At 54.0% G+C, this 25,206-nt stretch carries 16 protein-coding genes; 5 read left to right on the top strand and 11 right to left on the bottom strand.

What is annotated here, in order from left to right:
- Positions 1-42 precede the first annotated feature (42 nt).
- Together MYS68_RS36965 and MYS68_RS36960 are read right to left on the bottom strand one after the other, a co-directional pair.
- A complete protein-coding gene (locus tag MYS68_RS36965; protein ID WP_248930512.1) occupies positions 43-438 on the bottom strand; it encodes an FxsA family protein in 396 nt (131 codons plus the stop codon).
- Positions 439-442: 4 nt separating this feature from the next.
- Positions 443-1,093 (bottom strand): acyl-CoA thioesterase, encoded by a 651-nt coding sequence (locus MYS68_RS36960; protein WP_248930511.1) that lies wholly within the window; start codon positions 1,091-1,093, stop codon positions 443-445.
- Between the two features lie 513 nt (positions 1,094-1,606).
- On the opposite strand from MYS68_RS36960, the gene MYS68_RS36955 reads away from it, so the two are divergent.
- Positions 1,607-2,857, top strand: a complete 1,251-nt coding sequence (locus MYS68_RS36955; RefSeq protein WP_248925944.1) for an IS110 family RNA-guided transposase — start codon at positions 1,607-1,609, stop codon at positions 2,855-2,857.
- Between the two features lie 1,519 nt (positions 2,858-4,376).
- On the opposite strand, the gene pyk is transcribed toward MYS68_RS36955, so the two are convergent.
- The 6 genes from pyk to MYS68_RS36925 form a co-directional block, all read right to left on the bottom strand.
- Entirely contained in the window at positions 4,377-6,134 is a 1,758-nt protein-coding gene (gene pyk, locus MYS68_RS36950; RefSeq protein ID WP_248930510.1) for a pyruvate kinase, read from the bottom strand.
- On the bottom strand, positions 6,127-7,101 hold the full coding sequence (locus MYS68_RS36945) for an acetyl-CoA carboxylase carboxyltransferase subunit alpha (RefSeq protein WP_248930509.1): 975 nt from the start codon (positions 7,099-7,101) through the stop codon (positions 6,127-6,129). The genes pyk and MYS68_RS36945 overlap by 8 nt, the downstream gene beginning before the upstream one ends.
- The gene (gene accD, locus MYS68_RS36940; RefSeq protein WP_248930508.1) at positions 7,091-7,963 is read right to left on the bottom strand and encodes an acetyl-CoA carboxylase, carboxyltransferase subunit beta; all 873 of its coding nucleotides are present in this window, start codon (positions 7,961-7,963) and stop codon (positions 7,091-7,093) included. Before accD ends, MYS68_RS36945 begins: the two co-directional genes overlap by 11 nt.
- Before the next feature lie 36 nt (positions 7,964-7,999).
- Positions 8,000-8,203, bottom strand: a complete 204-nt coding sequence (locus MYS68_RS36935; protein ID WP_248930507.1) for a glutamate decarboxylase — start codon at positions 8,201-8,203, stop codon at positions 8,000-8,002.
- 138 nt (positions 8,204-8,341) lie between these two features.
- Complete coding sequence (locus MYS68_RS36930) at positions 8,342-8,827, bottom strand: phosphatidylglycerophosphatase A family protein (RefSeq protein ID WP_248930506.1); 486 nt, start codon at positions 8,825-8,827, stop codon at positions 8,342-8,344.
- A gap of 66 nt (positions 8,828-8,893) precedes the next feature.
- Complete coding sequence (locus MYS68_RS36925) at positions 8,894-12,946, bottom strand: DNA polymerase III subunit alpha (RefSeq protein ID WP_248930505.1); 4,053 nt, start codon at positions 12,944-12,946, stop codon at positions 8,894-8,896.
- A gap of 367 nt (positions 12,947-13,313) precedes the next feature.
- Between MYS68_RS36925 and MYS68_RS36920 the strand changes: the two genes are divergently transcribed.
- Positions 13,314-13,640, top strand: a complete 327-nt coding sequence (locus MYS68_RS36920) for a YtrH family sporulation protein (RefSeq protein ID WP_248930504.1) — start codon at positions 13,314-13,316, stop codon at positions 13,638-13,640.
- Complete coding sequence (locus tag MYS68_RS36915) at positions 13,637-14,140, top strand: sporulation membrane protein YtrI (RefSeq protein ID WP_248930503.1); 504 nt, start codon at positions 13,637-13,639, stop codon at positions 14,138-14,140. The genes MYS68_RS36920 and MYS68_RS36915 overlap by 4 nt, the downstream gene beginning before the upstream one ends.
- Positions 14,141-14,304: 164 nt before the next feature.
- Here MYS68_RS36915 and MYS68_RS36910 read toward each other — a convergent pair whose 3' ends face one another.
- Positions 14,305-20,169: a CARDB domain-containing protein gene (locus MYS68_RS36910; protein ID WP_248930502.1), complete on the bottom strand. Its 5,865-nt coding sequence runs from the start codon at positions 20,167-20,169 to the stop codon at positions 14,305-14,307.
- Positions 20,170-21,046: 877 nt separating this feature from the next.
- Complete coding sequence (locus MYS68_RS36905; protein ID WP_248930501.1) at positions 21,047-22,243, bottom strand: S-layer homology domain-containing protein; 1,197 nt, start codon at positions 22,241-22,243, stop codon at positions 21,047-21,049.
- Positions 22,244-22,816: 573 nt separating this feature from the next.
- Between MYS68_RS36905 and MYS68_RS36900 the strand changes: the two genes are divergently transcribed.
- A complete protein-coding gene (locus MYS68_RS36900; RefSeq protein WP_248930500.1) occupies positions 22,817-23,125 on the top strand; it encodes a YtpI family protein in 309 nt (102 codons plus the stop codon).
- 2 nt (positions 23,126-23,127) lie between these two features.
- On the opposite strand, the gene MYS68_RS36895 is transcribed toward MYS68_RS36900, so the two are convergent.
- Complete coding sequence (locus MYS68_RS36895) at positions 23,128-24,465, bottom strand: DRTGG domain-containing protein (RefSeq protein ID WP_248930499.1); 1,338 nt, start codon at positions 24,463-24,465, stop codon at positions 23,128-23,130.
- 213 nt (positions 24,466-24,678) lie between these two features.
- Between MYS68_RS36895 and MYS68_RS36890 the strand changes: the two genes are divergently transcribed.
- The gene (locus MYS68_RS36890; protein WP_248930498.1) at positions 24,679-25,053 is read left to right on the top strand and encodes an O-methyltransferase; all 375 of its coding nucleotides are present in this window, start codon (positions 24,679-24,681) and stop codon (positions 25,051-25,053) included.
- Positions 25,054-25,206 lie beyond the last annotated feature (153 nt).

Raw genomic sequence — 25,206 nt, 5'->3', positions numbered from 1 at the left:
TTTTATGTAAATGTCCGTGAAAAATGATGAAAACCGTTTGGGTTATCTCCGGTAAAAAAAGCGGAAATCGCCGCTTGCGATCTTTTTGCGGATAAACGCGGTGACGCCTATTTTAAACAGCGGGCGGGTCATCGGGAAGACGAGCAGAAAGCCGAGAATGTCGGAAAAAAATCCCGGCGTCATCAACAGCAGCCCGCCGGCAAAAATGCAAATGCCGTCGACGATCGAGTCGGCCGGAATTTGCCCCTGCGCCAGCTGGTGCTGTGCGTAGCTCCACACCTTGCGCGCCTCGCGTTTGGCGAGAAAGGCGCCGACGAAGCCGGTGGAGAGCAGCAGCACCACCGTCTGCCACGCCCCGATCAGCTTGCCGACGGTGAGCATGCCCCATATTTCCAGCGCCGGTACGATGATCATGAGCGCTGCGAGCATTTTAAACATAGGATCAGCCTCCGTTTCGGTTTTGGGCGAGCAGCGCGTACAGCTCCGGCGCTTCCCGGTCGATGCGCGCCGGCTTCCACTCGCGGCTGAGCCACACGTGGCGCGTCCCGCCGCTGACGAGCAGCTCGCCTTGCGGCTCGGTGATGGGCGCCGTCATGGCAGCCGCATGTATCGCTTCGTTCACCGCTTCTCCGTGCGTCCCGGCGGCTGCGTCCTCGCCCCCGCCTGCGGTGCTCCTTTTTCCCGTGACGGGGGCGGATACTTGTGGATTGGGTGCCCCCTCCGCTTCCTTCAGGCGCTTGCTTCCGTTTGTCCCGCTGGGCAGATCTGCGTGCCTCCCTGCTTGTGCGGCCGCTTCTTCCGGCGTCAGACGGCGGATTTCCGTCGCGAATTCGAGCCTCAGGTTAGTGAAGCTGACGATTCGCGTATAAATGCCGATCAGATCGTCATAACGCGCCGGCTGCCTGAATTTCATTTCCGCCTCGATGACCGGCAGCAGCAGCCCCGACGCCTCAATCGTCTGATAGGTCATGCCCATTGCCCGGATCAGCTCCGTCCGGCCGATCTCGAACCAGTTCAAGTAATTGGCGTGATAGACGACGCCCATCTGATCCGTCTCCTGGTAGCGCACCCGAATGATATGTTTGTGCCACATTGGTTTATGCCCCCCTTGTATACTAAGAGCAGCTCAATGATCGGTTTACATAATATCCGATCTTGAGGTGCTTTTTTTAAATGCTGCTCCTTGAAAATTGAATAATGCATCACTTTACTATGGTGGATGTGGACGTAGCCCAAGCGAAGGCGCGGGAGGCTTATGTTTTCACAGCCAACGTAGCAAATTTATTCGACTGGGTGCTTTACGATCCTGGGGTGTCTTTGGGAAAATAGCCAATAGGTGTTACCGACGGGAATGTTCCTTGCCCCCCTGTTGACCTTGCTTTCATGCGGGTTCTTCCAATTTAGAGTGTTCCCTTGGCCTCTTCCGTATTTTCCTACACGCTGACTGTTTCCCGGGCGTTCCCGTCCCTTCCGCATAGCAGAGGAAGGAAAGTGCACCGACGGGCCCCGGTGTATTCCTATAGCTCGCAAGGCTGTTAGCGGAGAGTTTCCCAAGGACATCCCAGGACCGTAAACACCGAGTCCCTTACGAAAGGAGGTGTACCCTATGCCCAGCATCTTATTTGTCGGGATCGATGTAAGCAGCAAGAACAACGTAGTCTGTTGCCTGCCGGAAGGTGATGTCCACAAACCTCTGAGCCGGTTTACCGTCACCAATGATGAACCCGGCGTGATGATCTTTCAGGAGAGGATCAAGGCGCTGATGAGCAAGCACGGGTTGACGCATATTCGTTTCGGACTCGAAGCTACAGGCCCTTTTTCCAGTCATCTGGCCCGTTACTTGCAAAGCGTTCTGACCTTCGAACCTTATGAGCATGCCGTCTACGTCTTCAACCCGAGTCTGATTAAGGAGTTCAAGAAAGCTCACTTTCTGTACGCCCCAAAAAACGACAGGGTAGACGCCTGGTTCATCGCCGCGAAGCTCCGATCCGGTCATCTACCCCGTGCCTACACGTGGAGCGAGTCCATGGCCGCCCTACAGCGCCTGACGAGAACCCGTTTCCACGTTGTACATACTTTGACACGGGAGACCAATTTCCTGCTGACCAACTTATTTTTAAAGTTCAGCAGTTATGCCAGCGGACCTTTCCGGCACAAGACGTCGGCGACCAGCTTGGCTGTCATCGAGGAATTTGCCAGTGTCGAAGACATTATTCACATGTCCGTCGAAGACTTGATGGCCTTTGTGATGGAGCGCGGCCGGAATCAGTTTGAGAACCCGGAGGAAGTGGCTTTGGCGCTGCAAAAAGCGGCGCGCTCCTCCTACCGCCTGCCAAAGGCCATGGCGGATGCTGTCAACTTTGCGATGGCTTCCAACATTCGCATCATCCGATCTTTACAGGAACAAGCCAAATCACTGCAAAAAGCGATTGAAGATCATTTGGCGTCCATTCCGCAGACCCTCACTTCGGTCCCCGGAATGGGCCCCATCTTCGCGGCGGGCATCCTCTCCGAGATCGGAGACATTGGGCGCTTTCCTAGCCATATGAAACTGGCCAAATACGCCGGACTTGCATGGACAGAAAACCAATCGGGTAACTTTAAAGGCGTTGAATCTCGGCTTATTAAGTCCGGCAACCGCTACTTGAAGTATTACTTCACAGAAGCAGCAAAGAGTGTCCAGGTGCACGACACTATATTTGCGCAATATTACAGCCACAAGAAAGCGGAGCCGGCTAAATACGCCGAAAAACGTGCCCTTGCGCTTACAGCTCGTAAGTTGGTGCGGTTGGTCGATCATCTGCTGCGAACCAACCGACTCTACGAACCCCAGGAGGTGATCCGACAAGAAGCTTAGACATAGATCCCTAGAAAAATCCACCTATTTCCATTATTAGACATGGTATTATTTACCATTTGATATAGTGGTAGGGTGGGTCTGATTTGGTGTTGCCTTTTTTCGGGTCACCTCCTAAAAAGGTTCGGAGCGAAAAATGTTATGTTAACAAAGGGGCTTGACATCGTACCGCTGCTCTAAATCCCCCCACCGGGGGGACCCCAGGCGCTTGCGCCCTGGACCCGCCCTGTTGGAGGGAGTGCTCGCTTCTAGTCCGCGTTTGTCCGGCATGGATTTATTGCTGTTTGGCAATAAATCCTATGCCGGACACGCTTCAGTTTTGGTGCAAAGGGCGCCGATTGAGACTTCGTGCCTCGCACTCGCGTTTGGCTGCATGGATTTTGCTGCCGCAAAATTACATGCTGCCACGCTTTACTTCTCCCTAATTCAGCCTCCCACGGCGCGCGTTCCGTCGCTGCGTGGCGGCTGGTCAGATCCCATGTCCTAGACCGGACCCACCTAAAATGCCCCTCCCCGCCGAGGGAACCATAGACACTGCGCAATGTTTGTCAGGTTATGCGGGATGTGGGATGCGGGATGCGGGACCATAGCGGAACTATGGTTCGTTAAGCTGGGCAGTTTCCGCTTTTTTTGAAAATTAGCGGAACTCAGGTGATCTATTTGCCTGTCTGCCCGACATACAAGCTCTTTTCCACCGGTTTAGCGCATCTCAGTTCCTCTATTGTTTTCAAAGTGACTATTTATCCAAGAATAGCGAACGTGAGTTCCGCTAACTTTTTAAACTACTTCATTATCGGGATAACAGTATCTATGCCTTTCAGTCTGCTAGGCGGTTCTCCGCTTAGGTTAAAACCACGATCCGCGCGAACGCGTTAACCGGCAACAACGAGCCGCTTGCGCGTAAATCCGGCCTATTCAAGGGAATGCCGCGTTCGTCCGACGTGGATTTTCGCTAATTGCCGATCCTATGCCGGACACGCTTACTTTTCCCGGTTATTTGCTTCTTATCTCCTAGCGGTGCGGGAAGTGGTTTGAGAGGCGGTTTTGGCCCCTCTCGGTTCATGCCCTCGCTCCGCGCAGTGCGGGGGCCGCCCCGAGAGGCGGTTTTTCCTGCTCTCGGCCGCTTCCAACCCCACTTCCGCGGGCCGAGAGACGGTTTTGGCCTCTCTCGGTTCATGCCCTCGCTCCGCGCAGTGCGGGGGCCGCCCCGAGAGGCGGTTTTTCCTGCTCTCGGCCGCTTCCAACCCCACTTCCGCGGGCCGAGAGACGGTTTTGGCCTCTCTCGGTTCACGCCCTCGCTCCACGCGGTGCGGGGGCCGCCCCGAGAGGCGGTTTTTCCCGCTCTCGGCCGCTTCCAACCCCGCTTCCGCGGGCCGAGAGACGGGTTTGGCCTCTCTCGGCCCGCTCCTTCACTCCGCGCGGTGACGGGGCCGCCCTTCCGCAGCAGCATACACCCTCCCAAGCGCAAAAAAAGAGCGAACGGGACAGCGCCCGCCACACTCTTTTTCAGCTTAAGCTATTAAAGAACCCGCGATTGGCCGGAGTAGATGACGCCAACTTCCGGATAAATCGACACTTCCACGCCATCTTGAACGGCGTTCAAAATGCCGTCCGCGCCGACGATCACCGGCTTGCCGAGGCTGAGGCCCACGACAGCGGCGTGGGAGGTGATGCCGCCGGCTTCGGTGATGATGGCCGCCGCTTTTTCAATCGCCGGCATGTAGTCTTTGTCGGTGGATACGGCGACAAGAATCGCGCCTTCGGTCACCTTCGCATTCGCTTCTTCGGCGGATTTCGCCGTGACAACCTTGCCGGTTGCGGTAGCCGTGCCGATGCCTTGCCCTTTGCCGATCATTTCGCCGATGTGGTGCACCTTGATCAGGTTCGTCGTTCCGGAGCGGCCGACCGGCACGCCCGCCGTGATGACGATGAGGTCGCCCAGGTTCACATGGCCCGCCTTGACCGCCGTATCGACAGCCGCTTCGAACAGCTCGTCCGTCGTTTTGCACTCCTCGCCTTTCACCGGGATCGCTCCCCAGATCAGGCAAAGGCGTCGCATCACTTGCTCGTTAGGCGTCACCGCGATAATCGGCGACTTCGGACGGTACTTCGATACCATCCGCGCCGTATATCCGCTCTCCGTAGCGGTCAGGATCGCCTTCGCGTTCAGATCAAGCGCCGAGCTTGCCACCGCTTGGCTGATCGCTTCCGTTACGGTGCGCTGCTGAGCTGCGCTTTGGCGCAGGAAAATTTCGCGGTGATCAAGCGCCGACTCGGCACGTTCCGCAATGCGCGCCATCGTCTGCACCGATTCGACCGGATATTTGCCTGCCGCCGTTTCGCCGGACAGCATGACCGCATCCGTGCCGTCGAAAATCGCGTTCGCCACGTCGCTCGCTTCCGCGCGGGTCGGGCGCGGGTTGCGCTGCATCGAATCGAGCATCATCGTCGCCGTAATAACCGGCTTGCCGACCTGGTTACATTTTTTGATCATCGCTTTTTGCACGATCGGCACGTCTTCGGCCGGAATTTCGACACCGAGGTCGCCGCGCGCCACCATCAAGCCGTCGGACACTTCCAAAATCTCGTCAAGGTTGTCGACGCCTTCCTGGTTTTCGATCTTGGAAATGATCTGAATGTGCGAAGCATTGTGACGCTCCAAAATTTCGCGGATTTCGATGACATCCGCCGCTTTACGCACGAAAGAAGCCGCGATGAAATCGACGCCTTGCTCGATACCGAACACGATGTCGTTCGCGTCTTTTTCGGTAATGCCCGGCAGATTGATTTTCACGCCCGGGACGTTGACGCCTTTTTTACCACCGAGCAAACCGCCGTTTTTGATCAAACATTCGATATCGCCGCCGCGGATATCCACGACTTCGAGTCCGATCAGGCCGTCGTCGATCAGAATCGTCGAGCCGATCTTTACATCGCGAGGCAGCTCCTTGTACGTGATCGAAACACGCTCGGCGTCGCCTTCAACTTCCTCCGTCGTCAAAACGATCTTGTTGCCCTGCACAAGCTCGACCTTTTGGTCGCCCTTCAGCTTGCCGGTGCGGATTTCCGGACCTTTCGTGTCGAGAAGAATCGCCACCGTCTTGTTCAGCTCTTTACAAGCTTGACGCACGTTTTTGATCCGGTTGCCGTGCTCTTCGAAATCGCCGTGGGAGAAGTTCAAACGGGCGACGTTCATCCCGGCCTCGATCAGCTTTTTGAACATGTCAACGGATTCGCTGACAGGTCCGATCGTACATACAATTTTCGTTTTACGCATGACTGCCCTCCTGAATATAAGTAAACCTGCCGATTTCTCGGAATTTTTTATATCGATCCTCCACGAGCTCGTCCTCCGAAAGGCGGAGCAGCTCCTGAAGGTGATTCCAAACGCTGGTCTTGATGCTTTCCGACTGGGCGGCGAGGTCGCGGTGCGCTCCGCCCTTCGGCTCGGGCACGATTTCGTCGATCACGCCGAGCTCCTTGATATAACCCGCCGTGATCTTCATCGATTCCGCCGCCTCCATCGCACGGGAAGCATCTTTGTATAGAATCGAAGCCGCAGCTTCCGGCGTGCTGACGGAATAGATCGCATGCTCCAGCATCAGCACGCGGTTGCCGACGCCGAGCGCAAGCGCTCCGCCGCTTCCGCCTTCGCCGATGACGACGCAAATGATCGGCACCTTAAACGAGGCCATCTCCATCAGGTTGCGGGCGATCGCTTCGCCTTGCCCCCGCTCTTCCGCGGCATTGCCCGGGTAAGCCCCCGGCGTATCGATAAACGTGATGATCGGGCGGCGAAACTTGTCCGCCTGTTTCATCAGCCGAAGCCCTTTGCGGAAGCCTTCCGGGTGCGGCATGCCGAAGTTGCGCGCGATGTTATCCTTCGTATCTTTGCCTTTCTGGTGGCCGACCACCGTGACCGGAATGCCGTTCAGCTTCGCGATCCCGCCGACGATCGCCAGATCGTCGCCGTACAGACGGTCGCCGTGCAGCTCCAGAAAGTCGGTGAAAATGTTATGGATATAATCAAGCGACGTCGGGCGCTGCGGATGTCTCGCCAGCTGGATTTTCTGCGAGGTCGTCATCTGGCTGTACAGCTCTTCTTCGAGCTGACGATAGCGCTGCTCGAGACGCGCGATTTCTTCGGTAAAATCGATCTGCTTGTCCGCTCCGAACTTGCGCAGCTCCTCAATCTTCGCGCGCAGCTCCACGAGCGGCTGTTCAAAAGGAAGTTCACCCGCCACTGACATTCGCCCCCTTCACCGTATGCAAATCGAGAATTTTGATCAGCGTGCTGCGGATTTCTTTGCGCGGAATCACTTTGTCGACTTGTCCGTGCTTCAAGTTGAACTCCGACGTCTGGAAGTTGTCCGGCAGCTTCTGCCGGATCGTCTGCTCGATGACACGGCGGCCCGTAAAACCGAACGCCGCCCCCGGCTCGGCGATGATGATGTCGCCCAGCATCGCGTAGCTCGCCGTCACGCCGCCGAACGTCGGGTCGGTGATGACGGAGATGAACAGCCCCTCCTGCTCGGCGAACTTATGCAGCGCCGCGCTTGTTTTGGCCATCTGCATAAGGCTCAGGATGCTTTCCTGCATGCGCGCTCCGCCCGAGGTGGAGAATACGATGAGCGGGTACTTCTTCTGCATCGCGTGTTCAATCGCCTTGGCGACCTTTTCCCCGACTACCGACCCCAGGGTGCCACCCATGAAATCGAAGCTCATCACCGCGACGACGACCGGAAACCCGCCGATCGTGCCTTCGCCGGTAATGACCGCATCATTCATGCCCGTCGCCTCGACCGCTTTGGCGTATTTGGCCCCGTAATCGGGAAACTCCAGCGGATCCTCCGACATCAAATCGGTATCATACTCAAAAAAACGGCCCTCATCCATCGTCATTTGAATACGTTCCACCGCATTCAATTTAAAATGATAGCCGCAAGCCGTACACACTTTTAAATTTTTGTCGAGTTCCTTCGTAAATTGAATCGTGCCGCACATCGGGCATTTATTCATCAAACCCTCGGGAATGTCGCGTTTGGTCCGCTCCGTCGGGATCGTAGCGTATTTCCGTTTTTTCTGAAACAAATCTTTTATCGACACAGGCTACACCTCACAGGCATTCCTAGTAATTTTCGCTTAATAATCGGATGAAGTTCTATGTAAAATCGCATTAAGCACTTCCTGTGCCTCTTCGAGCTCACCTTCGGGAACCAAAATCTCAAACTGGTTTTTCGTCATGCTGATCGCACGGACTTGTACGAGAAAACCTTCTTCCGTCATCTTTTCCTTGATTCTTTCACAAATCTTGGCCGTCGGTGCAATGTAAATCACCGTCCACATGAAAAAAGACCTCCTAAACATGCCCTGTCACGCGGACAACTGTGCCCACGCAATGGATTCATGATATCACAAGTTGCCTTTTTCCCGCAACAAAGCCAGGAGCCGCCAGGGGGCGTATGCGCGGGCGGACGGACGGTTTTACCCCAGAAAATCCTTCTCATCCTCATGATCGTGGGCAATTCGCGCCGACGCCGCCGCAGCCAGACCCGCCACAAGATCGTCGAGGAACACGTGAATTTTTTGGCTGTGATCGTTCAGTTCGCGGATGATGCCCATCTTTACCTTGTCCAAATAGCCGAAGCTGGTCAGTCCGATCATGCCGTACACGTGGACGATGCCGAGCGCCAGCGTCTCATCGGCGCCGTAAAGCGACGCATCCTTCTCCATGATCGTTTGCAGTGGCTGCGGCAGCAGCTTTTGCTCGGCCAATTCGTCCAGCGCAATGCCAGTGTACAACGTATACTGGACCTCGCGTTTTTTCAGTACGGCAAGCACGCTTTCCACGCATGCCTCTTTGGAAAGCTTCGGATTGTAAGGTTTTTGTAAATGGTGGACGATCTCTGCGATCGCTTCGACGGTTACCCCGCGTTTGCTCAATAGTTCGACGATCGGTTGAACGGACATGGATATGCCTCCTCCGGCTTTGCGATTTTTTGAGGGTTTTACCATCGTATGCCGGAGGGCTGACAATTATTTCACCTTTACAGTATCTTTACCGAGCAATTTTTCAATTTCGCCAAAAAGCTCCGGGGACGGTCTCACCGCGTAAGAATCGCTCAGTCCGATCGTTTTCTGGCTGCTTTCGTAGTACAATGCGACCGTGAGCGGCCCTTTCGACTTGAGGAGCAGCGCCTTAAGCTCCTCCAACACCGCAGGCTGCTCGCGGCCTGCGGAGATTTTGATAAACACGCGCTGGCTCGTTTTCGCGCGTGCCGCGGTTCCTGTCCGCGCGGCCGGCGATGCGGCCCCAGCCGGATTTGCCGGGCCCGCGGCAGGGCCGGGAGCGCCCACGGAGCCGCTCACGCGCGGAGCGGCGGCGGGTTGCGCTTCGGCAGCGCGCCCGCCGCCGGGGTGCGCACCTGCCGCTCGCGCCACCGCCGCAGGCGCATCCGCGCCACCGCGCCTCTCCGCCGCGCGCCCGCCTCCGGGCTGCGCGCCTGCCGGGCGCACTTCCGCCGGCCGGGCGCCGGCGTTGCGGGTACTCGCCGGCTGCCCCCCGGCCGCGTGCGGCTCCGCAGCCCGCTGCGGCTGCCCCGCAGCGGCCGCGGTACGGCCCGCCGCTGCCGCCGGCCGGCCCCCGCCGGCCCCGCTTCCGCCGAATCGCCCTCCTGCGGATGAAGGCACGAACCGCTTCGCTTTTTCCTTCAGCTCCGGATCGTTCAGCATGATCACCAGGTCGGCGAGCAGCTTGACGTCCTCGTCGCCGTGCTGCAGCTTGGCGCGAATGTACACCAGGCTGCCTTTTTGTACGAGCGGCGCGTACCGCTTCCACGTTTCCGGGAACAGCACGACCTCCGTTTTGGCGATGCGGTCCTCGAGCTCGATAAACGCCATCGGCTGGCCTTTTTTTGTGACGATCGTCTTGCACGAAACGACCATGCCCGCCACGGCTACGTCGCTATGATCGGGCAGCTCGATCAGGTAATGGATCGGCTCCGCCTCGAGCTCATCGATCAGCTCCGCATAGTCGTCCAGAGGGCTGCCGGAAATGTACAGGCCGAGCAGCTCCCGCTCCAGTTCCAGCTGCTGCGATAAAGTGAGCGGCGCCACCTCCGGGTACTCGACCTCCCAGTTGACCTCCTCGGTAAAACCGAGCAGCGACAGCTGCAGGTCGTCTCGCTCCTTGCGCCACTTGACGGCGGCTTCGATCGTTTCCTCCAGCATGCTGAGAAGCTGCGCCCGGTGGCCGGGCAGCGAATCGAACGCGCCGGCCTGAATGAGCGATTCGATCACCCGCTTGTTGCACACGCGCAGATCGACCCGGCGGCAAAAGTCGAGCAGGCTCTCGAACGGTCCGATCTGCCGCTCCTGCAAAATCGACTCGATCGCATGCGTGCCGACGTTTTTGATCGCGGCGAGCCCGAAGCGGATCGCTCTGGCGTTTGCCGCGGCAGCGCCGGCTGAAGCGTCCACGTTTTCGGCGGCGGATGCATCGCTAGCCCTCTCACGGGAATGTACGTTCCCATGAACAGCATCCACCGGAGCCGCGTCCGCTCCGGACGGACTCTCGGCGCCTGCGGACATAAGCGGCTTCCCCTCCGGCCCAAAATCCCGGCCTGTCTGCATCACCGGCGTGAATACATCGCGGCTTTCGTTGATATCCGGAGGCAGCACGGCGATGTCCATTCGACGGCATTCGTCGACATATTCCGCTACCTTATGGTGGCTGCCGAGAACCGCCGTCAGCATCGACGCCATAAACTGCACCGGGTAATGCGCCTTCAGATACGCCGTCTGGAAAGCAAGCACGCCGTAGGCCGTCGCGTGCGCCTTCGGAAAGCCGTAATCGGCGAAGCGCACGATCATGTCGTATACCTTGTTCGCGTCCTCTTCGGAGTAACCTTGCCGGGTGCTGCCGCCCACGAAATGCGCGCGCTGCTCGTCAAGCACCTCGCGTTTCTTTTTGCTCACCGCCCGGCGCAGCAGATCGGCTTCGCCGAGGCTGAAGCCGGCCATTTTCGAAGCGATCTGCATGATCTGCTCCTGGTAAACGATGATGCCGTACGTATCGCCGAGAATCGAAGCAAGCTCCGGGTGGGGGAACTCCACCTGCTGCTGTCCGTGCTTGCAGGCGATATATTTCGGGATGAATTCCATCGGACCCGGCCGGTACAGCGCAAGCACGGAGATGATGTCCGTAAACGCCGAGGGCTTCAAATCTTTCAGCACCCGCCGCATGCCCGGGGATTCGAGCTGGAATATCCCCGTCGTATCGCCATGGCTGAGCAGCGCATAGGTGGCAGGGTCGTCGTCCATCGGTATCCGCTGGAAGTCGATCTTCGTGCCGTACTGCTCGCGGATCCAAAACAGCGTTCTTTCTATAATAGAAAGCGTTCGCAGCCCGAGAAAATCCATCTTCAGAAGCCCGATCGCTTCCAAATGCTCCATCGGGTACTGCGTCAGCGCCGTCTGCTCATTGCCTTCCTGAAGCGGCACATACTGGGTCAAAGGCTCGCGGGAAATAATCACGCCGGCGGCGTGCGTGGAGGCGTGACGAGGCATGCCTTCCACCTTCATCGCGATCTCGAGCAATTCCGCCGTTTTCGGATGCTTCTCGGACAAAACCTTCAGCTCGGGACTGTATTGCAGCGCCTCCTGCAGCGTTACGCCGAGGTGGTGCGGAATAAGCTTCGCCGCCCTGTCCACCTCGTTGTACGGCATGTTCAGCACGCGTCCGACGTCGCGAACGGCGGCCTTCGCCGCCATCGTACCGAACGTGATGATTTGCGCGACATGCTCCTTGCCGTACTTTTGCACGACATAATCGATCACTTCGTCCCGGCGCACGTCGCTGAAGTCGATATCGATATCCGGCATCGTGACGCGCTCCGGGTTCAAAAACCGCTCGAACAGCAGATCGTATGCGATCGGATCGACGTCCGTAATCCGCAGCACATAGGCGACCAGACTGCCTGCGGAGGAACCCCGGCCCGGGCCGGTGGCGATGCCCCGCTCATGCGCGAAGCGGATGAAGTCCCAGACGATCAGAAAATAATCGCTGAACCCCATGCTGTCAATGATGCGCAGCTCGTAATCGAGCCGCCGCTCCACCTTCTCGCGGAAAGCTTCGTCCTCCCATTTAGGCGTATGCCCGTACCGCTTTTCGAGCCCCATCCAGCACAATTCCGCAAGATATTCGCCCGCTGTCCGATCCTCGGGAATCGGCGCAAATTTTGGCAAAATCGACTGACCGAATTCGATCTCCAGATTGCATCTCTGCGCCACGATCTCCGTATTTTCGATCGATTCCGGCACGTGCGCGAACAGCTTGTCCATCTCTTCGCCGCTTTTCAGATACATCTGACTGGTATGAAACTTCAGCCGCTCCTTGTCTTCGACCGTCTTGCCGGTACCGATGCAGATGAGAATATCCTGCACGGCATGATCTTCCTGTTTTACATAGTGCACATCGTTCGTGGCGATCAGCGGAATGCCGGTATCCTCGCTCAGCCGGATCATCGCCTGCATCACCTTTTTTTGCTCGAGGAGGCCGTGATCCTGAAGTTCCAGGAAAAAGTCCTCGCCAAAAATGCCGCGATACCGCAAAGCCGCCTTTTTCGCTTCTTCATATTTATCGTGCAGCAGATGCTGCGAGATTTCACTCCCGAGGCACGAGCTTAAACAGACGAGCCCTTCCCCGTGCCGGGCGAGGTGCTCGTGATCGATTCGAGGTTTATAATGGAAGCCCTGCAGATGGCCGATCGTGCAAAGCTTCATGAGATTCCGGTAGCCCTGCTCGTTTTTGGCAAGCAAAATGAGGTGGTAGATCGGCTGCTCCTGGCGCGTTCCTTTGTCACGGATCGAACCCGCCGTGTAATACACCTCGCAGCCAATGATCGGCTTGATGCCATGCTGCTTGCACGCCTTGTAAAAGGGAATCGCGCCGTACATCACGCCGTGATCCGTCAAGGCGAGCGACTTCATGCCGAGGCGGGCGGCCTGGCCGACCAACTCGTCGATCCGTGCCGCTCCGTCCAGCAAGCTGTATTCACTGTGCACATGAAGATGGGTAAATCGGCTCATGCCGCTGCCTCCTCCGGTTCGTGGACTTTTTCTTGAAATGTGTCTGCGGGTAACTACTAAGGGAGGAATCCATCTGTCATGGGTGGAGGTATCCCCTCCGGCCCGCTCTTGAAATCATATGAACTTATTTGAAAATTTAGAGGTATTCACATGATTTCAAAGGCGGGACGTAAACTCCTCCGGGGAATACCCCTCACCCTTGTCACAGGATTCGTCTCTAGCAGGTGACCACCGAAGAACAAACATTTCAAGAAAAAGTCTATATATTTCTTCTATTTTATCATATTGCGGTAGGGGTGTCCCATACATTAGCAGTAGAGGGACAAACCCGGCACGATCCGGGATAGCGGAAGGCAGGCGGCTTGGCATGTTTTGGGCGAAAATGACGGAATGTTTCTTCGTGGCGTTCGGAGCCGTGCTCGGAGGGTCCATGCTGGCCGGGATCGGTGCGATTTTCATGCTGGAGCCGCCGACAACAACGATGCTGCGCATCTCCGACAACATTAAAATCTGGGCACTCGTCGCTGCGGTGGGCGGAACGATCGATCCGCTGCGCGTCATCGAGAGCAACTTTTTGGGTGGCCATCTGTCTCCCGCATTTAAGCAAATCCTGCTGTTCGTCAGCGCATTCGTCGGAGCCTCCATGGGCACGTCGCTCATCCAATGGATTTGCAAGGGGGGAGGGACGTCTTGAGAGTCCCGCAGTTTGAATATTATGCTGGGCTGCTTCAGGCGTTCGGCCTCATGCTGGCGGGAGCCGTCATCGGCAGCGCCGTCTTCATGGGCATTTATAAAAACAACTTCAATATCGTGATCGAGCAAAACCGCGAGCTCAAAAAGGAGCAAGCCGAGCTGCTGGAAAAAATCGAGACGAACAACAAGCTGCGCAACAAGCAAAGCGTCATTGGCGACGTCAAAGTTTTCGTCTCCTCCGGGGATAACAGCCAGCTGGACAAAATTGCCGCAGGAGAGCTCGAGCGGAAGGTCGAACAGGATCTTAAGGTCGTAATCGGGCAAAAAATATCAGCCTTCGAGGAAAATCCGCAGCTGTACGAAAAACTGATCGCCCAGCGAATCTACCAAGGTGTCGCACAAAAAGACTACACCGTGTCCGTCAAAACGATGGTGCTTACGCAAACCCAGCTGAAAGTATGGATCGTCGCCAAGGAATGGAACCGCCTCCCTGCGGGATAAGCCGCTAATGCATTTTCCGGCAGCAGCCGTACGAAGTCGCGAAGATTCAAAGCAGCTTCGGGACGCCGCAAGCCGTCGGACGAACAGATGACACAGCTGCAACCTTTCCGGCATAAAAAAACCGCAAAACCGCCTTCCTGCTGGAAAACGGTTCGCGGCATTGCTTAATATTTTCGAACAATATCGGTATACTCTGTCCAAGACCCCTTGATCTTGATCGTTTTGACGTCCGCTTCCGTATGGCCGTTTGGCCAGACGCCGGTAAACGTAAATATATAATTTCCGTCCGGAAGCTGCTCGAAATCGTCTCTTTTCATCTCCCCGTTCCACTTCAGTCCGCCGCCGCTGCCGCTTAAGGCGATTTTCATTTCCGTGTAGCTCATGCCCGCATTGACGGAAACCGCCGGGTTCGAAACGTCCGCTTCCAGCTTAAACCCTTCGCCGGCCCAGAACATGTCGTAAGGTCGCGGCAATTCGGGATCTCCCGTTTTGGCGCGGTTGTAGGCTTGGCGATTCAGGTTCCATTGGTCAAAATGCTTCACGAACCCCGTTATCGTCAAATCCCCGACATTGACGGGCTTGGTGACGCTGGAGCAAAGTCCGTACGGATCGCAGGCCGTAAGGGTCACAACGTAAACACCCGGATGATAATCGGTAATATCGCCCGAAATCGTCGCATCCGTCGTCGTCTGGACCGGAACGGCCGGCGAGCCTGCCGGACCGGCTGCGCTCCAGGTGAAAGATAAACTGTGTCCGTCCGGGTCGGATGACCGGTTAATCAGCGTGATCGTATCGCGTTCATACGCCGGATTCGGCGTCCAGCTGAAGTCGACTGCAGGCGGTCCGTTGATATAAAACCAGGTGACGGAAGACCAGCCCGAGGCTGCGCCGTATTGATCCCAAACCTGCACGCGGACCCCGTATAACCGGCTTCTCGGCAAATCCTGATTGGGCGTCCAAGCTCCTAAGGTGCCGGTCGTATTTTGAGCGACGATACCGGAGTCAGCGGCAACATCGAAAGAGTCGTTTAAAATTTGCACCTGGTAGTTGGAGAATACTGCTGCTGCATCCGGATCGGACTGCAGCCATGTTACCGTCGGCCGGGTCGAATTCGTCACGTCCGGATTCGTTTGCGGGCCGGTCGGCCACGTCAGCACGACAGATGGCGGCCGATTGACTGATATCCAAGTGTAACCTGACCAATCGGACCATAAATAACCATCGGTAGTCATTACCCTTACAGCAATAGGAATGCCGGTTGGCAGATCAAAATTTACTTGCCACCAATTCGTCGTTGCTGTAGTGTTCTGCCAGATTTCCCCCGTGTCTTTGATCATTCCGTTTGTAGGGTCGGTATCCGTATCGAATTGGAACCTGAAATAAGTGAACGTCGTGCCGGGGTCCGGGTCGCTTTGATACCAGCCTACCGTCGGCCGCAGCAGGTTCGTCATATCCGGGTAGCTGGAAGATGTGCTGCTCGGATACGCCATGCTGGCGGAAGGTGCCCGGTTCGTGATCATCCAGCCTACATTACTCCAGTCCGAACACTTTTCACCGGCGCAAACTTGCACCTGGACTTGGTACTTCCCCCCCATGGAGAGCTTCGTGTCCATTGTCCACGCCCAGTTGTTTTGCGTCGTGTTCATGCTCCTGTTGTTGAAACATTCCGTGCAATTACCCCACTGATCTTTAATCGTCAAATTAAAGGTCGTGAAGATCGTTCCCGGATCGGGATCGTATTGGTTCCAAGTGATGGTCGGTTGCAGCGAAACCGGCGTCGGAGCGTCAAACGTTCCGGTCGGGAACGTCAGTATGACGCTTGGCGGGTTATCCGGCGCAGCTGTGCATCCGTCACAAATATAGATGGTTGTTTCGTAATACTCCGACCATGCCTTGTATTCGTCCTGCACGGCTTTCGCTACGATATACGTGCCCGATTCCGTCGGGTTTGTGAGCTGGCTTTGCACTAAGTTACCGCTCGGCGTGATGTAGTAATACTTTTCACCAAAAATGCCGCGGGTTCCACTGTATGCAGGCTGGCAATCTCCAGAATTATAACAACGGTCCGGATCGTAGGAATAATCGGTCCATTGGACTTTGTTCCCGGCGCCTAAAGCTACGCTGAAGTTGGCGATGGGCCTCCGATGAACAATGAGATACTGCGAATACCATTCCGCATACTTGGAATGCGCTTCAAACAAGTAATCGCCGTATGCAATTCGGTGATTCGGATGCGGATCGTCCGGCACCCGGTAGTCGATTTTGTATACGCCAACCTTGTCGAAGCTCGGGAATACCGTCTGTACGGTGCGTCCGTGGAGTGATGATAATCCAGATTTCCCATCCCCGGCATCAAGGAATTTGGTCGTATCGATGTGATTATAAGACCATTGTGTTCGCGGGTCTAACCTCGGATCGTTTTCCGGGTCCGAGTAGGTCGGATCGTAAATGACATTCGTGTCCACAATTGCCACGCCCGGCGTATTAAAGTTTGCGCCTGGTGTGGCCCATTGGAGCGTGATGCCTTTAAATTCCGTGTTGTCCGCCGCCGAATAAGGGCCGATCGTTCCTTGCGTATACGAGCTGTCATAAATGTCGATGACCATGGAGCCGTCTTCATATACCTTGATGTGATTTCCTGTCAGCTTAATCTGGTACGTTACCCAGCGCTCATTGGTCATCGTTCGCATCGCTTGGCCGATCGTCGTTTTCCTGCCGTTGACGATTTTGACCAGTTGGATGCTGTCCTTATAGTTTTCGAGGCGATACATGTTTTTAAAATCCTTGATCCGGAATCCGAGCCCGGCGTGCATGTTGACGTGATCGAGATTATGAAACTTCATGCTCCATGAGATCGTGCCGTTAGCCACCTGCGCGGAATACGGATTGAAGAGCTGTCCGAACGTAACCGCTTCGTTGCTGTAAGGCGATTGTCCCGTAAACGGCACATAGGAATATAATTGGGTTCCTGAAGCGTACTGGGTATCGCTGATAAATTTGATACTGGCATCGACTTCCTTACCGCTCCAAACATTATGAATGATGTTGGTTTCCTTATCCACCACCGCCCCGGAACCTTTATCATACAAAAGATCGCCGTAGTCCGATGGTTTTTTGCCTGCCCCAAATCCATTCTGAAAAACTTCGTATAAAGGAGACCCCGTCAAATGCGGCAAAAATTCAGCGAAATCACTCGGCTTGCTGGCGAATGTCGCTTCAGTTGAAACGTTTCGATATTGTTCCACGTCTTTATAGGTGTCATCTTCGTACACCGTCACGCGAACTTTCACATACTTGGCATCTGCTGAAATGTCTAATAAGGTTCCTCCGCCGCTCCCTATATTTCCTACGACTGAAGGCATTCCCGTGTTACCGTCCCAACGAACAAGTCCTGGAGCTTCCCATGTATAATAGTTGCCTTTTGCATCCAGAAGGGAGCTGCTAGTAAAAAACTTCTCCAATACACATTGATCGTTACAAGGCCACAAGTAGCCCGGGTAGGCGGTTGTCGAGCTGGCAGGCACCGCCGGAATTGTGGTGTACGTTTCCGTTTTGTAAGGGACTGTTTCTCCTTTCCGGTACGATTGAATCGTTCTTTGCGTTTTGTTGATGACTTTATAGTCCGTGTTAAACCGAACACGGGGGTTTTCACCCATTTTCTCCCCATTGCTAAAAGAAGGCATTGTTCCGGTATTGCTGTATCCGGGACCGCTGCCATACGTAGCGCGAAACGATCCGCTTTTAATCGACGAAACGGAGCCGCTGCGCAAGGCACTTATCTTATATACATTCCAACCGATATTATAAAATCTCAAACTGCCGGAGTAGCCGTCCGTTATGGCATAGAAGATAATTTCATCTAAATCTTCCCTTATCTCATAACTGCCGCAGGAGCCCCCGGTAACTCCTCCGCATGAAATGCTAATCGGATTATGGGTTGTACTTGCCAAATATATTTTGTTCCCTGTGTTAATGACCTGCAGAATGACAAACTCGTTATTTCCCAGTGACAGTAAAATGCCGGTAGGATAGTTTCCGCCGGTAGGTGTTATAATGTCTTGCTTGGACAAACCGTAATTCTCTGCGCCTAGCGGCAGCGAGAACGGGCTAAAATTGGGAGACACGCTCTCCCTTCGCGGACTTACCAAGCTGCCTTCGCCGGAAACGGACCATCCGTTCATGATCCAGGAAGCATCAAGGCTGGTCGCCGTCCAATTGACCAAATCCGATGGTTTGAATGGTGTAACATTCATCGGCATCGGTTCGGTGGCCGTGCCCGTTACCGTAAACGTCACATCGGGGTTGTCGTTGATGACCTGTACCGTGTAATCTTTCACGGCGTCTTTCCCAAAGTTTTCTTTGGCATAGACGCGGAAGCAGTAATTTCCGACATATGGCGGATTAAAGGCAAAATAATTCGCATCGTTCGAAATGACCGTGGTCGGGTTGCAGGTGCCATTATTGCCTGCATCATAGCCGTAAGACACCTGATATGCGTCAATCGTATCGCCGTCAGGACTGTACGAAGCATTTCTAAAAAACTTCGTTCCCCTTGTGATCGTTCCGGAATATTCAAATTGTATAACCGGCGGCTGATCGGGAACGACCGTAATATCATGCTTGTCAGGGCTAAGAGACTTTAGACCAGTATTATCAAAGACATGCAGATTCACCGTGACTTTCCCCGATTTTGGAAAAGATGTCGGCCGGCCGCTGACGTTGGATGTGGTGCCGTCGTCCCATTGCGCTTCATACCACCACTCGTCTCTGGAATGGTCGATAGACCGCCCGGTAACCGGCGAATAACTCTCATTTGCATCGAGCTCCGGAGTTAAGGTTCGCCCCTCCTTGACGGCGATTCCGCCATTGATTTTCGGGATCGGGTTTGGGCCTGTGACATACAGGTCGGCGCAGTCCGAGCCGACACCGCCGCGTGAATCCGTCACTTTTGCACATACCCTATGGGGCCCGAGGACTTCCGCGGTGATATTCGTATACTGCATTTTGTTGAAAGCCAGCGTCCATCCGTATTTACCCGGCAGCGATTTGATCCATGGGGTAAAGGTGGGGTTATTAAAGTCCCACTCCACCGTTAATTTGCTAGCGCTCTCGTCCGGATCGGATACGGAAACCACTTTCAGGAATACCTTTTCCCCTTGCGTGGTATTGTTGGTTTTTTCGTTGGAAATTGCGCTAAACCATTCGATATCAATGGACGGATTGTTATTCGGCGGCTGCGGCTTGATGACGAAGGTTTTCGGATCAATCAATGAAAAACCGCCGCATGTGTCCTTTATCGTATAGCTGACTTTGACCGTTCCATCTTGAATCCCGCCGGGATATTCGTCATGGTAATCGAAAATGTAGAAATCCTTGGTCGGCGTATACACGGCAATCCAATCCGTCTCGTACGCGATCGAACCTTGGGACATATAATACTTGCCCGATTCCGGCTTGCAGCTGTCCGGCGGCGTGTTGATCGTGACCGTAAACAGGTTTGAGTCGCCCCACTCAATTTCGGGTTTATCGATGGTTAGAGTGCCGGTTAGCTTCCCACCCGTTGGCGGCGGATCGGTCGGTCCTCCGCCTCCGCAAGAGGATAGGACCGTAACATCCTGCGTCTTTGCGTTATTGCCTTCGCCGGGTCCCTCATCAACGGTATTACCGCTATCCACGACAAAATTGAACGTATATGAACCGCCCGAGGAGAACGTATACGAAAAGGTTCCCGTTTTTTCTTGCAGTTCTCCCAATCCGTTAATGGTGAACGGACTGCCGCTTACATCGCTACCGTTCATGGTGATTTTGGCTTGAAAGCTGCCCGGTATGTTCGGTCCATTGTTGCGAATTTTGTACGTGAATGTCGTGCTGGCCCCTACCACGATGCAAGACGATCCGCTGGTGATGCTGACCGGAATCAGGTCGGGCCTGGCCGGAATCACGGCGTCTTCATATGTGACTTGAGCTTGCTTGGGATACTCGTAGGTTTCGCCTTGCAAATCGACTTTGAAGGCGTAAAAATACACCATAAGTTTAGCCCCGTTAGTATTGATCACTTTGGAATAAGGGCTTGCATAATTAAAGTCTTGTTTGAACTTGACTGAAAAGCTGGTTCCGGATGCAAGAGATACAGATATGTCATTGATTGTACTTTCATCAGCAAATCCATCTATTCCGCTACCATCTGGTCCCGGAATATTAACCTCGGTGTTTACCAGTGGATTACCATCTTGAGCCACGTTCTTAATAGCGTCAGCTGGCACAATATCAAGTATTTCATCCCTGAAGTCGTTGACAGTGTTTGTACTCGCCGAAAGTTCAAGCGACGTGAAGTCCGCGCTTGTACATCCGGGATATGCACGCATTGATGATCCTGCGACGGTTTCCATTGGAGCTGATGAGGAAGGGCATGTTACTTCACCCACAGCACTATCAAATACTGCATACCACTCTTTTCCATGTGGATCACCCACATTATAACGATACCATGCCCAATATGCTTTCAGGGACTGATTATTCTTAGACTTTACATGTAATTGTTTACCGGGAATATTGCCGCTCAAACTCCCGCTATATGAGGGGCTTCCTATAGCACTTGTGGGCGTAACATCACGGACGGTTCCGTTCTTGTCAGTCACCTTGATGCTTTTTATAACTTTACCCGATTTTCCGGAGATACTAATACCCGGCGTTATTTGCGTGTTTGTCGAATATGCACGATCGGTACTACTTAATCTGACGCTGTCGCCATAATCTAAGTCTACTGACTCAGTAATTTCTCCGGAAGCAGATGCTTCGTAGGGTGGAAGCAAAATCCCTATATTTAATAAGAGTTCTAAAATTAGGGTTAATGCCATGAGTAAAGATAGTCGTCTTCTGCGAATCATCTACGGCATCACTCCCAGTTTACTTGCCCAATGTATCAGGTACATAAGATTTGATTATGAACCGGCTTTGATCTTCTCTCGAATCATATGCAGGAGCATAAATGCTGATAGCTATCTCATTATTGTCTAATGCGAAACCTTTTTTCGGAATGATGAAGGCTGGGTAGTCGCCGGGAGATTTTACATATACTGGCGCTATTTTATTAAGAGATCCGGCGTACAATGCGTTTCGGTCTGGGGAGGTAATCCCATAGAATCCGTATAAAATGTTCCTTCCATATTTGGAAGTATCATTGTTAAAATTAGTATGGCGGTCAAAGAAAAGTACGTAACTTTGCGGGTAATCTTTTATAGGATAACCTGGTTTAGACGGTGCCCCCGACCAAAGTAACCCATCAATGTCCCCCAAAATCCAGCGATTCGGGTCGTTTGGGTCCTCCATATCGATTGCCACTAACTGATCAAGAGCGCCTTTAAACAATCCATCTGGTGTTTCCACAATCAATTTACTTTCGTCCCAAGGAAACTCCGGATATATCTTGCTCTTCCCATCCGCCCCGAAAAACTGCGGCATCACCATAAAGATGTTCGTCTTATGCCATTTCAGCTCGGCCCGGTTGACGGCTTGTTTTTGCACGGGGAGAGTTTCCCCTGCCCGTACCTTCTTGATCCGCTCGATGACGGTGATTGCTTGAGCGCGGGTCGTCACCTGGTCTTCCCCGAGCGTCCCGGTATCGTCTAGACCCTGTATGATACCTTTGCTCGTAGCAAGGTACATCCACTTTTTACTTTCATAGTTCGCTTGGCCGGTCGCACGAACGGCAAGGCGAGATACCTCTTCCCGCGAAATTGCCCCGTTCATGATGTTATCGCCATAAAATTCTTCATACTGGTGGATGCCGTTCGCTACAGCTGCATCGACATATGGCTGATACCACGGACCATCAGCACCCAGCCTCGGCTGAAACTTTAACGCGGCGACGATCATTTTGATAAACTCCGCACGGGTGATCGACGTATCCGGTTCGAATGTTCCGTTTGGGTATCCATCCACATACTTTTCCTGAACCGCATTCAAAATATCTTTTTTCGCCCAATGGTCGGCGATATCCGAAAAGGCCGGATTTTCCGCCAGCGCCGGGAAAACGAAAAAAACTCCCGCTACGACCGCCATTCCCGCGGCAGTCAGCCACCGTTTGATCTGTTTAACGTTCACCACAAAACCCACCCCTTGGTTGAATGTTTAGTTCCGCTCACCATCCCCTCCGTTCACCAGCATGAATTCGCCGGAAGGCGGGAATGGCACAGACACGCGCCCGCCGATAATGAATAAAAGCGCCGCATGCCCTTGCCACCGTAAAGAAGACTCTTCGCATATTACCCGGAAACAATTCGAAACGCGCTCCCCGCGGCCGGAAAACTGCTTCGCAGCTTCGACGAGCAGCGGCACGCAAGCGAGCAATGCCAACAAACCGATGGCGAGCATTTTTCTTCTTACCGCCGCTTCGCTTTTCTCCCCCCGTTTTAAGCGAAATTGTAGAATCATACACGTAGTATTACATAATTTTCCCATAATCGTCTACCAATTCCTTCCCATGATTTGTTAAAACAAAAAACCGCCCAAATCACGATACATTCGTGAAATGGACGGTTCTTCCGTTCCGAGGTTTAACTTGTAAGCAATAATTTACCATATGCGCATGCGATTTTCAAGACGGTTCATTGATTTTCTTGTCGAAAATAGCTACAGTTAAAGATAACCTATCGCAAAGGAAGTGCCTATTTTTCCATGGATACGATTCGAACCATACTGTTCGTTCTGATCGTGGTAATGCTGGTCGTCTCGGTCTACTTCAGCATCCGCTACCGCAGAGAGAGCGACCCGGGGCGGCGCGGACTGTTCACCTCGCAGATGAACATCTCGATCGGCATTATGCTCGCCATCATCGCTGTCACCCAGCTGTTCTTCTTTACCGACTCGGTGACGCGCAGAGTGTTCGGGACGGTCTGTTTGCTGCTCGGCCTGTTTAACCTGTTTGCGGGCATCCGCAACTACAGCATCTTCAGCCGTTACAAGGAACAAGGTCCGCCAAAGTGAAATTACGACTGATCGATCACCTGCGCGGTCAGCATAGCTTTGCAAACGAGAGATTGGGCGTGGTAAATTTCCACGTCCATTTTGCTGAATTTGCGGCTCACTTCGATGATTTTCGGACGAATTTCCACGACGCTGTCGATTTGCACCGGCCTGAGAAAATAAAACGACATGTTGTCCATCACAAGGTCGCTTTTTTTCACGTCCTGCACGACATGGTAGGCAGCCTGGGCCATCAGCGTCGTGAGCGCGCCTTCCGAAACGGAGCCGAAATGGTTGGTCATTTGCGGCGTGATCGTCCCGCGGAACAGCAGCTGCCCCTGCGCGTCCCGCTCCTCCGTGAATCCGCTCCAGATCAGATCCTCGAACGTTTCGCCGTTTTGCGGCTGCTTCTGGATATACTGCATCGCCCGCAGGACGTCCTTGCGGCTGATAACCCCGACGAGCTTGCGGTTACTGTCGACGATCGGCAGCAGCTCGATGCCTTCCCACACCATCATATGCGCGGCCGAAGCGACGGACGTTTGCGGGCTGGCGGTTACCGGATTTCGCGTCATCAGCCGGTCGATCGTCTGCTCCGGCTCGGCGCCGATCAGGTCCTTGGCAGTGACCATGCCGATCACGCGGTTCCACTCGTCGATGACCGGGAACCGGCTGTGCCCGGTCTGCTCGTTCATCCGCTGCCACTCCTTCAGCGTATGATGGCCTTTTAACGTGTAAATCGGCATCCCCGTAACCAAAATATCCTCGATCAGCAAAATCTTCTTCTTGATCAAACGGTCGTAAATCGCGCGGTTGATCATCGAAGCGACGGTAAACGTATCGTAGCTGCTCGAAATGATCGGCAAATCGAGCTCGTCCGCCAGCCGCTTCACTTCGTCGCTCGTATCGAAGCCCCCGGTAATCAGCACGCCCGCTCCCTGCTCCAGGGCACCGAAATGAGCTTCGCTGCGGTTGCCGACGATGAGCAAACTGCCGGCCTCGATATATCGCATCATCGCATCCTGCTCCATCGCGCCGATGACGAATTTATTCAACGTTTTCTCAAGACCGCCCCGTCCGCCCAAAACTTCGCCGTCCACCATGTTCACGACCTCGGCGAACGTCAGCTTGTCGATGTTTTGCCGCTGCTTTTTCTCGACGCGCACGGTGCCGATTCTCTCTTTTGTGCTGACCAGCCCTTGGTTGTCGGCTTCCTTGATCGCCCGATAGGCGGTCCCCTCGCTCACGTCAAGGGTTTCGGCAATTTTTCGCACGGAAATTTTAGTGCCGACCTTGAGACTTTCGATATATTGCAAAATTTGCTCATGCTTCGTGGACTGATGCGCTCCCTGCTGCTCCATACTGTTACACCTCGAATAAGACAAACTGTATCACTCTGTATTATATAATAGCATATATCGAGCAAATCAGCCATATCTCTACAAAATTGTAGAGAAATCAAAAAATTTTCGAAATATTGTAAAAATATGTTGAAATTCTGAATACGGTTCACTTATAATAGGGCTACAGCACCAGTTCATACATAATATTCCATAAAAGAAAGGAGGTTCCCAATGATTTTGGAGCATATGCCGCTGGGCAGACAGCTGGACATCGTATTTCGCCAACTGAAGGAAGAGCTGGCTCATTTGACTTCCGGGACGATTTTCATCCAAATCCGCAACAACGTGATTGGTAAATTCGGAATCCGGCATTTCCCTCTGGAGAGCAAAGGCGACCAATTGCAGAAGATGGAAAAGGGGCTGTCAGAAGTACATATCGTTTCGTTTCACAAGATGGCTAAAGAGTCTTTGAAGCTGAAACGTTGGACGCACGGGGAAATTTTATTTGAGTTCGCCGTTAGACAAAACATGCTGTGCACAAGCGTCCAATTCGAATCGAACTACAATATGTCCAACCTGATGACGGATCCTGACCGCCTTGTGTAAGACCAGGCATACGGCACTTATTCCCAATTATACCTGAATCAAGCCTGTCAAAAGAAATAGTCCTCCGAAGCGTATACCCATTACCTTCGAAGGAGCTTCCTCATGCGAAGGTCCCGTATTCCGCCAACGGAATCGGGACCTTTGTACTTGCGG

The organism is Paenibacillus hamazuiensis (genome assembly GCF_023276405.1).
In the GTDB taxonomy this organism is placed as follows: Bacteria; Bacillota; Bacilli; order Paenibacillales; family NBRC-103111; genus Paenibacillus_AF; species Paenibacillus_AF hamazuiensis.
The sequence above is the reverse complement of the archived record's forward strand: the minus strand, read 5'-3'. Positions and strand labels throughout refer to the sequence as shown.